The following is a 12,938-nucleotide window of genomic DNA, read 5'->3' as shown; positions in this document are numbered from 1 at the left end:
ACGGGAGACCCATGCCCGACACCAAGACGAAAACGACCGACGACAAGGTCATCAAGAGTGAAGAGCAGTGGCGGCGCGAGCTGACGCCAATGCAATACGCCGTGCTGCGCGAGAAGGCGACCGAGCGTCCCTTCTCGGGCGAATATGAGCACGACCACCGTGCCGGCACCTACGTCTGCGCCGGCTGCGGCAATGTGCTGTTCGAGTCGGATGCCAAGTTCGATTCCGGCTGCGGCTGGCCGAGCTTCACCCAACCCGCAGTCGAGAGCCACATCGACGAGGAGCGGGACACCAGCCACGGCATGATCCGCACCGAGGTGCTCTGCTCCAAATGCAGCGGCCATCTCGGCCACGTCTTCCCCGACGGCCCCGGGCCGACCGGCCTGCGCTACTGCATCAATTCCGCGGCCCTGAAGCTCGAGCCCAAATAACCCAAGCCCGCCGCCGGGTTCCCCCGTGGAACCCGGCGGCGTGATGTGCTTTTCTGCTCTGGCGGTGCGCCGATCATCGCATTTCGGTGGCCGCCAGGGAGGATGCCATGGCGCTTGGGACCATCCTGATCATCCTGGTGATCATCTATCTCGTCGGCGGCCTGTCCGGCCGGTTCGGCGGCTACGGCTATGGCCTTGGCCATTCCGGTATCGGGATCGGCGGGGTCGTGCTGGTGATCCTGGTCGTGCTGCTGCTTCTCGACAAAGTTTAAGTCATATAAGCCTTTGAAATATCGATAAGTTTCGTCTCCGCGGGGCTGCCATGCGCTGATTCATCATCTCGCATCGCGGGGGTCGCATTTTTGTCAAATCGGCCTATATTAGAGAGCGACAATGACATGCGGCGGGCCCGCTCGATTGCGGCCCCTGCCCTCCCCAACCCCACGCGCTTAAAGCCCCAGAGAAGATCACGAGGTCTTTGACCATGCGTCCACTGCGTCCGTTCAACTTCAACACCTCCGCCGAGCTCTTCCCCGCCGCCATCCGCAAGAAGAAGCGCGCGGGCTTCACCTATCGGCGGTTCGGCACTGCGGCCGAGGCCGTGCAGTTCGCGATGGAGCAGTTGCCGACGGACTCGCTGAACGGCGCCTATCTCCAGGTCGAGGAAGCGCGCTTCGACCAGAACGGCATCCGCTCGCTGTACGAGAGCGATGCCTTCCCGCTGCCCCGCCGGCCCAAGCCGGCCCCGGCCGCGGAGACCGACGCCGACGCGGCGTAAGCTTTCGCAACAAGTTCGATGTGCGCAGAAGGCGCGATGGCCGAAAGGTCGTCGCGCCTTTTGTGTTTTGGGGGCTTTCTCACCCGCTATCTCTCATCCGTCATTGCGAGCGCAGCGAAGCAATCCAGCGTCCCTCCGCGGCAAGATTCTGGATTGCTTCGCTGCGCTCGCAATGACGACTCTGGGAGATGGAGCGCATTGTCGACCAGTCGGACTCGCGGCGAGCGCTCTCAGCCAGGCTACATCCGCGGCTGCTTTTCCAGCCAGCGCTGGAGCAGGCGGACGTTGCGCGTGTTGGCGCGGAACATGACGTCGAAGGCGTCGCCCGCGAACGGGACCAGGCCAACCACGCCGTCGACCGCGACATTGCCGAGCATGCGCGCCGTGATGTGCCAGGGCGCGCCCAGCGCGCGGGCTTCGCGCACCAGCCACAGCGAGATCGCGGTGGTGATGATGTCGCCGACGACGGGAATCAATCCGATCAGCCCGTCGATGCCGTAGCGGATGTTGGTGCCGGGCAGGATGAAGGCGACGTCGAGCAGCTTGGCGATCGCCTCGAGCCGCGCGATCCGCTGCTCGCGCGTCAGATTGCCGAACGGGCTGCCTTGACCGAACTCGAAACGAAACTCGCGAAATCCGTGCTCCAGGCTTTCCGGCCTGATCTCGTGGCCGTCCTGGTCGATGATCGGGCCGCGCGCCTCGTCGCGCGAGAAGCGCGCATGCGAGCCGCTCCCGGAACGGGATTTGCGCGGAGCGAGGATGTCGTCGTCTTGCATGGCCATGGCCTTCAGTGAACGCGCCAGCGCGGCGGAGGTTGCGGCCGCGCCCGAACGCCGCGCGTCAGGTCGGCACCGGCACGGCTTGCGGCTCCTCGACGTAGCGATGCACCAGCCAGGATGAAATCACCGCCGGCACGAAACCGACGAGCCCGTACAGGATGATCTGCACCGCGCCCGAATCCGGCCCGCGCGAGCTGTGAGTGAGCGAGGCCAGAGCGAAGGCGAACAGGCCGACCAGGAGCATCCGCAAGACCGGCCCGATCCGGCGGATGTGGATCAGGATGTCATCGACTGCGCCGATCATCAGCGCAGGCAAGAACCCGAACAGGTAGCTGTATTGGAGCGTCTTGAAGAACACCGCGAACAGCTTGCCGACCTCGCCGAGGTTGGTCTGGGCCCAATAGCCGGACTGGTAGGTCGTCGTCAGCAGCAGCAGGAACCCGCCGATGAATGGGACGACCAGCGCAAATACCAGATAGCGTTTCATCAAGCACCTCACACTCTGCAGGCGTTATAGCAGCGCAGCGGGAACCTTGAACAGCGGGCGCCGGGCTCCTCAAGGGGAACAAGTGGCAAGGCGATGAGTTCATGCTGGACTGAATTCAACCCTGGCAGTTCAACCCCTGGCAGACTGGAGCCGCCGATGGCCCGCAAATTCTTTCTGGCGACGATCGCGCTGGCGGCCCTGAGCAGCCTGCCGACGGCACCCGCGCTGGCCCAAGGTCATATGGGCACGCCACAGGAGCGGCAGGCTTGCACGCGCGATGCGCAGCGCTTCTGCCGCAAGGACCTCGGCAATGACGGGGCAGTGCAGAGCTGCTTGCAAGCCAACCGGGGCAAGCTGTCGAAGTCCTGCAGCAAGGTGTTTCAGAGCCACGGCATGTGAGGACGAACCCATACCCCGCGAACGGAGAGTGACGCCATGTTGCACGACGAAGAACTCTCGATCCTGCGGGACATCAGCCAGTCCGTTGCCTTTGCCGACGACCGGCAGGGCAAGATGGGGCAATTGATCGCCGACGGCTACGTGATGAAGGACGGCGATCTGTTCGAGCTGACGCCCAAGGGCGTGACCGCTGTCGAGGAGCACGCCGCCGCTCTCGGCGCGAGCGACGCGGAACAAGCGTCTCCGATCGGCTGATCTGATCGCGCGACGTGACTGGCGTGCAACAATTGCGAATTCCTTTGTGCCGGCCATTGCGGGCGCGTGACAATGGCGCATACTTCGCTCGGGCGGCGCAGCACTTTCGATTCGAGCATCAAGAAGTCGAGCGACCACACGCGGGATCGAAGCTCCCGACGTGAAGGCTGCGACATGCGGCAGATCAAGCCGCGTGCGGCGCCCCAAAACCAAGCGGCTCAAGCCTTAAGGGAACTCGGGGATCCATTCCACATGACACGCCTTCAGACCATCGCTTCGCTCTTCGCAGTCGCCACCACCTTCGCTCTCCAGACCTCGCCCAGTCTCGCCTTCACGCAAGAAGCACAGCAGATGTGCTCGGGTGACGCCATGCGGCTGTGCTCCAGCGAGATTCCCGACATCCCGCGGATCACCGCCTGCATGGTGCGGAACAAGGCGCAGGTCAGCCCCGGCTGCCGCGCCGTGATGGACCGCCAGCACGCCGCCGCCGCGGCATCGCGCAAGCGGGAAGCCGCGGCGCAGTAGTCCTCTCGGACGTCATTCCGGGGGTGCGAAGCACGAGCCCGGAATCGATCGCGCGGCATGTGACGCGGTGAAATGGATTCCGGGTTCGCGCTACCCGCGCCCCGGAATGACAGAAGAACCTCAGTCGCCCCACTGCGCGAAGGCGTCGTTGAAGGCGCGCTCGCCGGGGGCGCCCTTCTCGATGGCGATGATGGCGCGGCGCTGGTTGGCGTAGACCAGCGGCACGTCGAACCAGGAGCGCTCCTTCAGGAGCTGGACGTTGCGGGCGCGGTCGGCGTCGACATTGGAGAGGCCGACCAGGAAGAACCCGTCGGTGACCTTGACCGCGAGGCCGGCGAGCGGCGTGCCGCGGGCCTGCTCGTTCGACTTCATCAAGATGCCCGGCACGTTGGAGACGCTGCCGCCGGGGAAATCCTGCGGCAGGATGAAGGTCAGTTCCGCCGTGTGGCTCGCCGGCAACGAGGAATCGGTGTTGCGGCGGAACGACATCGTCATCTTGAACTTGCGGTCGGGAATCTCGATGTCGGCGCGCACGGCGACGTCGGCCTTCTGGTTGCCCGAGGCCTTGATCGGCTCGAGCCGCCACACCACCGAGCCGACATATTGCTTGCCCTTCGGATCGGACGGATCCTCGTCGTAGAGCACGACCTTCTGCGCCACCGGCGCGACCGGCTGGTCCGCCGAGGGCTGACCGACGCGATCGGGAATCTTGGGCTTGCTCTGCGGCTGCGCCGGGGTCGTCGGCGTATCCGCAACTTGCGTCGCGGACGGCTTGAGAAAGCCGTTGACGATCTGGACCAGCTGCTTGCCCCAGAGGATGCCGGCACCAACCAGGATGAGCACGATGCCGACGGCAATCGCGCTCTTGAACGGAAAGGCGGAGCCGGTGCGGGCGCGCTTCTTGACGTCGCGATCGGGGGCGATGCGCGGACGCGGCGACGGCGGCTGCGGCGTGTAGCGCTCGGCCTCCTCGATCGACTCGTCATAGGAATAGGGCGCTTCGGTCTCACCGGCGCGGTTTTCCAGGCTCGGCTCCAGCCGGTCGAATTCCGGCGAGGGCGAGGGCACGTTGGCGTAGGTGCGGCGCGCGGCGCGGCTGGCCTGCGCGGCGGCACCGCCGAGATCGTTGGCGTCGGCCGTGATGTCGCGGAAGCCGCGCACGCCGGGTGAGGACGGCAGCGGCGGCGGGGGGCCGACCTCGGGCGGACGCCGCCCACCCTGGCGATCGCGGCCGGCCGGCGGCTCCGGCGGCGGCGGGGCGGAGGGGCTAGGTGGGCGCGGGGCGTCGAAACGGGGTGCGCGTGGCGGCCGCGGGGCCTCGCCCTGGTCATCGACATTGAAGGACGGGCGGTCGGCGCGCGGCGGAGTCGGGGCCGGACGCGTGCGCGGCGGCACTGCTGCCGGGTTACCCTCGGTGGCACGGGTGCTGGCGCGGCGGAAGGCATCGCCGCTCGAGCCGGAGCGGGCGCCGCCACCGGGACGCGAGGCCTCGCGGGCTCGCTGGGCGGCCTCCGATTCGACCTTGCGGACCGCCTCCTCGAGCGACAGCCGTTCCCGGGTGATCTCGGATTCGGAGAGCGGCGGCTGCACACTGCGCAGTTGCGCGATCAGGGCCGTGCGCGCCCGCTCATAGAGCGCGCGACGGCTTTCGCCGGGAGCGTTGGGGTCCAGGGCGGCAATAGCGCGGGCGATCAGCGGATAGTAATCAGCCATTTCTACTCAACTATACGCGCGTCCCGGTAAGATATCGTTAAGCCTCAAACGGATTTTGCACCAGGATAGTATCTTCGCGTTCCGGGCTGGTGGAAAGCAGCGCGACCGGACATCCCACCAATTCCTCGATCCGCCGGACATATTTGATGGCCTGCGCCGGCAGGTCGGCCCAGGACCGCGCATTGGCGGTCGGCTCCTTCCAGCCCTCGATGGTCTCGTAGATCGGCTCGACCCGGCTTTGCGCGCCCTCGCCGGCCGGGAAATGGTCGATCTCCTTGCCGTCGAGCTTGTAGCCGGTGCAGACCTCGATCGAATCGAAGCCGTCGAGGATGTCGAGCTTGGTCAGCGCCAGGCCATTGATGCCGCAGGTCCGGACCGCCTGGCGGACCAGCACGGCGTCGAACCAGCCGCAGCGGCGCGGACGGCCGGTATTGGTGCCGAACTCGCGGCCGCGCTCGCCGATCTTGCGGCCGATCTCGTTGTCCTGCTCGGTCGGGAACGGGCCCTGGCCGACGCGGGTCGTGTAGGCCTTGCACAGGCCGAGCACGTAGCCGACCGCGCCCGGCCCGAGGCCGGCGCCGGTCGCGGCCTGGGCCGCCACCGTGTTGGACGAGGTGACGTAGGGATAGGTGCCGTGGTCGACGTCGAGCAGCGCGCCTTGCGCGCCCTCGAACAACATGCGCTTGCCGGCGCGCCGCTCGATATCGAGCAGCCGCCAGACCGTCTCGGCATAGGGCAGGAGCTGCGGCGCCATCGCCATCAGCTCCTTCAGGATCACCGCGCCGTCGAATTCCGGCAGGTTGAGGCCGCGGCGCAGCGCGTTGTGGTGCGCCAGCAGGCGGTCGATCTTGTGCGGCAGCGTCTGATGATCGGCAAGATCCATCAGGCGGATGGCGCGGCGGCCGACCTTGTCTTCATAGGCCGGGCCGATGCCGCGGCGGGTGGTGCCGATCGCGGTGGCGGCGCTGGCGGATTCGCGGTGCGCGTCGAGCTCGCGGTGCAGCGGCAGGATCAACGTGACGTTTTCCGCGACACGCAGGTTGTCGGGGCCGACATCGACGCCCTGCGACCTGAGCCTGGCGACCTCGTCGAGGAAGGCGGCGGGGTCGAACACGACGCCGTTGCCGATCACCGACAGCTTGCCCTCGCGCAGCACGCCGGAGGGCAGGAGCGCGAGCTTGTAGGTCTTGCCGTTGATTACCAGCGTGTGGCCGGCGTTGTGGCCGCCCTGGAAGCGGACGACGATATCCGCCTGCTCCGACAACCAGTCGACGATCTTGCCCTTCCCTTCGTCGCCCCATTGGGCGCCGACGACGACAACATTGGCCATTCGCGGGTAATCCTGTTCAATCTGTCTCTAGAAGGCATGATCCTCGCGGAAAACCGGTGCCCACTTTTCCGGGATCACGCCTGCGCCCAGCCCAATCGGCAGCCGGAGCCGCCCGCACGCAAGGCAGCCAACCGGATAAAGGAAGCAGCCTCTCTAGGCAAGCAAGAACGGGGCTTTTTCGGGGTCCAACGTCCGGTCCAAGCCCTTGATATCCGCGGAAAATCCCGAACCCTGGCAGGCCGGCGCAACAGCTTCGACCAAAGCGGGAGAGGCCGCCTTCGCCGCCAGCATGGTCGCGATGCGCCCGTCCCCGTTGATGCAACCTCGTTTTCCGTGTCTTTGGACCTGCCGGGTGATCAGCCGGCCCGGACCTCGCCGGGTCGGAGGGCTCGGCGTACTCGACGCGGGGCTCAACCATCACAATGTCCGCCACCGGCCAGACCACGCCCGCGGAAACATCCGGCCACAGCTGGATCGCCAACCAGCCTTACCTGCTGCTCAGCATCACCGCGCTGTGCTGGGCCGGCAACGCCATCGTCGGGCGGCTCGCGGCCGGCCACATTCCGCCGGTGACGCTGTCGTTCCTGCGCTGGTTCTTTGCCTTCCTGCTGGTGCTGCCGTTCGCCTTCAAGCACCTCGTGCAGGACTGGCCGGCGATCCGCGGCAAGCTCGGCCTGATGGTCACGCTCTCGGTCACCGGCATCGGCGCCTTCAACACGTTGCAATATTGGGCGCTGGAGCACACCCAGGCGCTCAACACGCTGCTGCTGCAGTCGGCCGCGCCGCTGCTGGTGGCGCTGTGGTCGCTGGTCATCCTCGGCATTCGTCTCACCGCCGCGCAGGCCTTCGGCGTACTGCTGTCGATGTGCGGCGTGCTGACCATCCTGCTGCACGGCGATTTCACCACGCTGTCGAGCATCGACTTCAACAAGGGCGACCTGATCTTCCTGCTCGCGCTCCTGATCTTCGCGCTCTATTCGGTGCTGTCACTGAGGCGGCCGCCGATGCACGGCCTCTCGTTCCTCGCCTTCACCTTCGGCTGCGGCGCGGCCTGTCTAATTCCGCTCGAGATCTGGGAACTGTCCGCGCGCCCGGTGATGAAGCTCGACGGGCCGAATCTCCTGACCCTGTTCTACGTCGCCGTCTTCCCCTCGACGCTCGCCTATCTCTGCTTCAATCGCGGCGTGCGCCTGATCGGCGCCAACCGCGCCGCACCGTTCTTCCACGTCGTGCCGGTGTTCGGCTCGATCATGGCGATGGCGTTTCTGGGCGAGCACCCGCAGGCGTTCCACTTCATCGGTTTCGCATTGGTGCTGGCGGGCGTGTTCGCGGCGTCGCGAAAGCAGGCAAGTTAGGCGCAGCATTCATCCAAATACGCAGGTGCCTCTTACCCTCCCCTGGAGGGGGAGGGTCGGCTCACATGGAGCGCAGCGAAATGTGAGACGGGGTGGGGTGACGGTCTCTCCACGTTCGACACTGCCCGAGTTGAGAGACCACCCCACCCCGCTCGCGCTACGCGCGATCGACCCTCCCCCTCCAGGGGAGGGTGAGCAAGCCTGCCCCGCTACTTCGTCTTGAACTTGCTGTAGGCCTCGCTCGTCGCGATGATCAGGTGCTCGGCGCAGGCGTTGACGCGATGCGGATCGGCTTCGCGCTCGTAGGCTTGCGAGGTCATCATGTCGAGAAAGGCCGAGACGGACGGGTAACGGACCAGCGCGACGAAGTCCCAATCGTTGCCCGCGTGCGGACCGAGTGCGACCGCCTTGCCTTCACCGGTCCAGAGCAGCGTGCCGCCGCGCGCCTTGATCATCGGCACCGTGATCGCACTGTAGCGCAAGTATGCGTCCCAGCCCGACCCGTCGCCATCGCGCGAGCGCGCGTGGAAGCGCATCAGGTTCAGCATCACCACCGGCGCATTCGGATCGAGCCGCTCCAGGCCCTCGATGTTCAACATATTGACCGCCAATGGCACCTCCTTAAGGCTCGGCTGCATTGTAGCATTGCGGCGCTATGACTTGTGCCATCGCGGCAATCGGGCGCAAGTTGCATCCAACGCCCATGACGACCGCTTCGCCCGCGCCACCGGCCGCCAATCCGGCCAGCTGGCTCAACAACCAGCCTTATCTGCTGCTCAGCCTGACCTCGCTGTTCTGGGCCGGCAACATCGTGCTCGCGCGCCATGTCGGGGCGCATGTGCCGCCGCTGACGATCACCACGATCCGCTGGTTCGGCGTGTTCCTGATCCTGTTGCCGTTCGCCTGGCCACATCTGAAGCGCGACTGGCCTGCCTTGCGCCAGAGCATGCCATTGATGCTGTTCCTGTCGCTGGTCGGCTTTGCCTTCAACAACGCGATCTCGTACTGGGCGCTGCAATACACCGAGGCGCTGAACGCGCTGCTGATCCAGTCGGCGGGTCCGCTGTTCGTGGCGCTGTGGTCGCTGGTGCTGTTCGGCGTGCGGCTGACCGGCGCGCAGCTCGGCGGCATCGCGATCTCGCTGCTCGGCGTGCTGATCATCATCCTGCGCGGCGACCTCGCCGCGCTGGCAAGCATCAGCTTCAACAGGGGCGACATCATGTTCGCCTCCTCGCTGGTGGCGTTCGGGCTCTATTCGGCCTTCATCCCGCGGCGACCGAAGATCCACCAGCTCTCCTTCCTGTCCTTCACCACCTGCTGCGGCGCGACGATGCTGCTGCCGACGGCAATCTGGGAGGCGGCGAGCGGCCGCGTGCTGCAATTCGACGCGATCACGCTGGCGACGCTGGGCTACATCCTGATCTTCCCCTCCACCCTCGCCTATCTCTTCTTCAACCGCGGCGTGGCGCTGATCGGGCCGAACCGGGCGGCGCCGTTCTTCCATCTGGTGCCGGTGTTCGGCTCGGCGCTGGCGATCGTGCTGCTGGGCGAGAAGCTCCAGCCGTTCCACCTAATCGGTTACGCGCTGGTGCTCGCCGGAGTCGTGCTTGCATCGCGGCGGGGCTCGGCGATGACATAATTCCGCGCGACGGACGCGGTCACGACCTATAGCCATCTTCCGATTCCCCTTTGGACAAGCTAGGTTCCCCGCCAAACCAAAAAGAGGGAACGACCGACATGATTTCAGGGCTGATTCGAAACCTGCGGACCGTCGCCGCGGCCGCGCTATGCCTCACGGGAGCCTCCACCGCTCACGCCGACACCTATCCCAGCCGCAACATCACGCTGGTACTGCCCTTCGCGGCCGGCAGCGGCACCGACACCACGACGCGGCTGATTTCGCAGCATCTGTCGCAGGCGCTCGGCGTTCCCATCGTGATCGAGAACAAGGCGGGGGCCAACGGCATGCTTGCCGCGACCTATGTCGCGAAGGCTGCTCCCGACGGCTACACGCTGCTGGTGACGACCAACACTACGCATTCGGCCAATCCCTATCTGCTCAAGAGCCTCACTTACGATCCGGTCAAGGATTTCACCCCGATTGCCCGCACCGGCGATCTGCCCTTCATGTTGGTCATCAATCCCGAGGTGCCGGCCAAGACGGTCGGAGAGCTGGTGGCCTATGGCAAGGCCAATCCGGGCAAGCTGAGCTACGCCTCGGGCTCGTCGGCGGCGATCGTGTCGGGCGCGACCTTCGCGCACAATGCCGGGCTCGACCTTTTGCACGTGCCCTACAAGAGTTCGCCGCCGGCGCTCAACGACGTCATGGGCGGCCGCGTGTCGATGATGTTCGTCGACATCCTGACCGGCCTGCCCCATGTCAACGGCAACGCCCTGCGCGCGCTCGCCGTCACCACCAAGAACCGCACGCCGCTGGTGCCACACCTGCCCTCGATGCAGGAGGCCGGCGTGCCGGACTTCGACATCACGTCCTGGCAGGGCTATTTCGGCCCGGCCGGCATGCCGAAGGAGATCGTGACCCGGCTCAACACCGAGATCCGCAAGATCATCGAGAACCCGGAGATCAAGGCCAAGCTCGCCACGCTCGGCATGGACGCTTTTTCCGGCACGCCGGAGCAGCTCGGCACCTTCGTGAACGAGCAGCTGGTGCTGTGGGAAAAGCTGATCGCCAACGCGAAGATCGAGAAGCAGTGACGCGGTCTTGTGTCCTGGACGCGCTGCAGCGTGAAACGCTGCTGCGCAGAACCGGGACCCAGATTGCCGCTAGCATGGGCCCCGGCTCTGCAGCGCACCGCTGCACGGGACGATGCTTCGCATCGCCGGGGAAGCGCTGCGCTGCGTCCGGGGCACGAGATCGTGTGCTCGCGCATTCTCCGTCATGGCCGGGCTTGTCCCGGCCATCCACGCAGCCGCACATGCCGCGCCCAAGAACGTGGATGCCCGGGACAAGCCCGGGCATGACGACGGCGTAGAGTTTTTGCGCGACGAGTTACGCCGCGCGCACCTTGGCGAGGAAGCCATCGACGGCATCGCGCAGCGCGCCGGACTGGGTGTCCAGCTCGCGGGCGTTGGTGAGCACATCGCTGGCCGCGCTGCCGGTCGCTTCGGCGGCCGAGGTGACGCTGCCGATATGGGCGTTGATCTCGCTCGAGCCGGCCGCGACCGACTGGATGTTGCGGGCGATCTCGCGCGTCGCCTCGCCCTGCTGCTCGATCGATACGGAAATGCCGGCGGTGATCTCGCTCATCTCGGCGATCGTCTGGGTGATGCCGGAGATGGCCGACACCGCGTCGCTGGTCGAGGTCTGCATCGCCGCGACCTGGGCGGAGATCTCCTCGGTCGCCTTCGCGGTCTGGTTGGCGAGCGCCTTGACCTCGGAGGCGACCACGGCGAAGCCGCGGCCGGACTCGCCGGCACGCGCCGCCTCGATGGTGGCGTTGAGCGCGAGCAGGTTGGTCTGCGCCGCGATCGAGTGAATGAGCTTGACCACCTCGCCGATCTTCTCGGCACCGGTGGAGAGCTCCTGCACCGTGGCGTTGGTGCGCTCGGCATCGCTAACGGCACGGCTCGCAACTTCAGTCGAGCGCGTCACCTGGCGGGAGATTTCCGCAACCGAGCTCGACAGCTCTTCGGCGGCGGCCGCAACGGTGCCAACATTGCCCGACGCCTTCTGCGAGGCGGCACCGACGGTCGCCGCGCGCGAGGAGGCATCGCTGGCGGTCGCGGTCATCGATTGCGCCGTGGTCTGCATGCCGGCTGCGGCCGAGGAGACCGAGCGGACGATGCCGTTGACGCTGCGTTCGAAATCGTTGGCGATCTCCTCCATGGTGCTGCGGCGTTCGGTCGCGGCGCGTTCCTTGGCGTCCGCATCTGTCTTCTCGAGGTCGCGGATGCGGACCGCGTTGTCCTTGAAGATCTGCACGGTCGAAGCCATCGCGCCGACCTCGTCACCGCGACCGACGCCGGGGATGTCGCCTTCGAGCTTGCCGTCAGCCAGCTCCCGCATCCGGGTGCCGAGCAGGCCGAGCGGAGCACTGATGCTGCGGCCGATCATCCAGGCGACGCTGCCGGCAACGATGACGATGCCGAGCACGGCGAGGCCGAGCAGCCAGTAGACCGGACCCATCTTGGCGTCGATATCATCCAGATAGGCGCCGGTGCCGAGATACATATCGAAGCCGGGGATCGCGACGGCGTAACCGACCTTGCGGATCGGCGTTTCCTGGCCGGGCTTCATATATTCATAGTGAAGCAGGATCTCGCCGTTGGCTTTGACGCCGTTCATCAATTCCAGCGACAGCTTGCGGCCGTTGGTCACGACGTCCATTCGGTTGGTGCCGATCACCTTCGGATCGGGCGCAAGCTGGGTGAGACCGTCATAGGACGTGCCGAACAGGTAGCCGGCACCCTTGTCATAGGTCATCGCGTTGCCGTAGCGGCGAAGCTCGGCCATCGCGGCGTCCTTCGTCATCTCGCCGGCATCGACGCGCTTCTTCAACGCGGCGGCATAGTTGCGCGCCAGCTCGACGATCGCCTTGGCCTGGTCGATGCGCGCATTCACCATCTCGCGCTTCATCAGATAGCCGGCGAGAACTCCGGAGATGCAGAGGCCGAACAGCGTGACTCCAACGAGAATGCCAAGCTTCGAGGCGATCTTCAGATTGCTCAACTTCACGGGGTTAGCTCCGGCAATATTGGGGTACGGGCGCACGACGAGATCGATCAAATTCGAATCAAGTCTTAGTGGCGGAGCCCTTAGCAAGTTACTTACGCACCTCCGTAGAAGCCCGGGGCTTGCACGGAAAAACGGAAATATACGTCGCCCGCAACAACCGTGAATTGTACGCACTTGCCCGAATTTCGCG

The 12,938-nt window shown here is 65.9% G+C and carries 15 protein-coding genes; 9 read left to right on the top strand and 6 right to left on the bottom strand.

What is annotated here, in order from left to right:
- The first annotated feature begins 11 nt into the window (after positions 1-11).
- The 3 genes from msrB (at position 12) to ACVWYQ_RS29600 (ending at position 1,209) form a co-directional block, all read left to right on the top strand.
- Positions 12-431, top strand: coding sequence for a peptide-methionine (R)-S-oxide reductase MsrB (msrB, locus tag ACVWYQ_RS29610; RefSeq protein WP_271541266.1), 420 nt, complete (start codon positions 12-14; stop codon positions 429-431).
- A gap of 107 nt (positions 432-538) precedes the next feature.
- Entirely contained in the window at positions 539-703 is a 165-nt protein-coding gene (locus tag ACVWYQ_RS29605; RefSeq protein WP_271541263.1) for a DUF3309 family protein, read from the top strand.
- Positions 704-915: 212 nt separating this feature from the next.
- Positions 916-1,209 carry a hypothetical protein gene (locus ACVWYQ_RS29600; protein WP_024337713.1) on the top strand — a complete coding sequence of 98 codons (294 nt, stop codon included), beginning with the start codon at positions 916-918 and terminating at the stop codon, positions 1,207-1,209.
- Between the two features lie 239 nt (positions 1,210-1,448).
- Here the strand turns inward: ACVWYQ_RS29600 and ACVWYQ_RS29595 are convergent, their stop codons facing one another.
- Together ACVWYQ_RS29595 and ACVWYQ_RS29590 are read right to left on the bottom strand one after the other, a co-directional pair.
- Positions 1,449-1,991 carry a DUF4112 domain-containing protein gene (locus ACVWYQ_RS29595; RefSeq protein ID WP_271541261.1) on the bottom strand — a complete coding sequence of 181 codons (543 nt, stop codon included), beginning with the start codon at positions 1,989-1,991 and terminating at the stop codon, positions 1,449-1,451.
- A 58-nt stretch (positions 1,992-2,049) separates the two neighbouring features.
- Positions 2,050-2,475: a DUF5413 family protein gene (locus tag ACVWYQ_RS29590; protein ID WP_271541259.1), complete on the bottom strand. Its 426-nt coding sequence runs from the start codon at positions 2,473-2,475 to the stop codon at positions 2,050-2,052.
- Between the two features lie 156 nt (positions 2,476-2,631).
- Between ACVWYQ_RS29590 and ACVWYQ_RS29585 the strand changes: the two genes are divergently transcribed.
- The 3 genes from ACVWYQ_RS29585 (at position 2,632) to ACVWYQ_RS29575 (ending at position 3,654) form a co-directional block, all read left to right on the top strand.
- Positions 2,632-2,874 carry a cysteine rich repeat-containing protein gene (locus ACVWYQ_RS29585; protein ID WP_157288099.1) on the top strand — a complete coding sequence of 81 codons (243 nt, stop codon included), beginning with the start codon at positions 2,632-2,634 and terminating at the stop codon, positions 2,872-2,874.
- 36 nt (positions 2,875-2,910) lie between these two features.
- Entirely contained in the window at positions 2,911-3,129 is a 219-nt protein-coding gene (locus ACVWYQ_RS29580; RefSeq protein ID WP_197963910.1) for a PIN domain-containing protein, read from the top strand.
- Between the two features lie 252 nt (positions 3,130-3,381).
- The gene (locus ACVWYQ_RS29575; RefSeq protein ID WP_035998968.1) at positions 3,382-3,654 is read left to right on the top strand and encodes a hypothetical protein; all 273 of its coding nucleotides are present in this window, start codon (positions 3,382-3,384) and stop codon (positions 3,652-3,654) included.
- Between the two features lie 120 nt (positions 3,655-3,774).
- Here the strand turns inward: ACVWYQ_RS29575 and ACVWYQ_RS29570 are convergent, their stop codons facing one another.
- Positions 3,775-5,367 carry a hypothetical protein gene (locus tag ACVWYQ_RS29570; protein WP_404538032.1) on the bottom strand — a complete coding sequence of 531 codons (1,593 nt, stop codon included), beginning with the start codon at positions 5,365-5,367 and terminating at the stop codon, positions 3,775-3,777.
- 37 nt (positions 5,368-5,404) lie between these two features.
- On the bottom strand, positions 5,405-6,697 hold the full coding sequence (locus tag ACVWYQ_RS29565) for an adenylosuccinate synthase (RefSeq protein WP_057028019.1): 1,293 nt from the start codon (positions 6,695-6,697) through the stop codon (positions 5,405-5,407).
- Positions 6,698-7,119: 422 nt separating this feature from the next.
- On the opposite strand from ACVWYQ_RS29565, the gene ACVWYQ_RS29560 reads away from it, so the two are divergent.
- Entirely contained in the window at positions 7,120-8,052 is a 933-nt protein-coding gene (locus tag ACVWYQ_RS29560) for a DMT family transporter (protein ID WP_035998893.1), read from the top strand.
- A gap of 209 nt (positions 8,053-8,261) precedes the next feature.
- Here the strand turns inward: ACVWYQ_RS29560 and ACVWYQ_RS29555 are convergent, their stop codons facing one another.
- Positions 8,262-8,651, bottom strand: coding sequence for a DUF1330 domain-containing protein (locus ACVWYQ_RS29555; protein WP_404546455.1), 390 nt, complete (start codon positions 8,649-8,651; stop codon positions 8,262-8,264).
- A gap of 104 nt (positions 8,652-8,755) precedes the next feature.
- Here ACVWYQ_RS29555 and ACVWYQ_RS29550 point away from each other — a divergent pair, with 104 nt between their 5' ends.
- Positions 8,756-9,691, top strand: coding sequence for a DMT family transporter (locus ACVWYQ_RS29550; protein ID WP_404546108.1), 936 nt, complete (start codon positions 8,756-8,758; stop codon positions 9,689-9,691).
- Positions 9,692-9,789: 98 nt separating this feature from the next.
- Entirely contained in the window at positions 9,790-10,767 is a 978-nt protein-coding gene (locus tag ACVWYQ_RS29545; RefSeq protein ID WP_404546106.1) for a Bug family tripartite tricarboxylate transporter substrate binding protein, read from the top strand.
- Positions 10,768-11,062: 295 nt separating this feature from the next.
- Here ACVWYQ_RS29545 and ACVWYQ_RS29540 read toward each other — a convergent pair whose 3' ends face one another.
- Entirely contained in the window at positions 11,063-12,748 is a 1,686-nt protein-coding gene (locus ACVWYQ_RS29540) for a methyl-accepting chemotaxis protein (RefSeq protein ID WP_404546104.1), read from the bottom strand.
- Positions 12,749-12,938 lie beyond the last annotated feature (190 nt).

The sequence above is a fragment of the Bradyrhizobium sp. USDA 3397 genome (assembly GCF_054060965.1).
The sequence above is the reverse complement of the archived record's forward strand: the minus strand, read 5'-3'. Positions and strand labels throughout refer to the sequence as shown.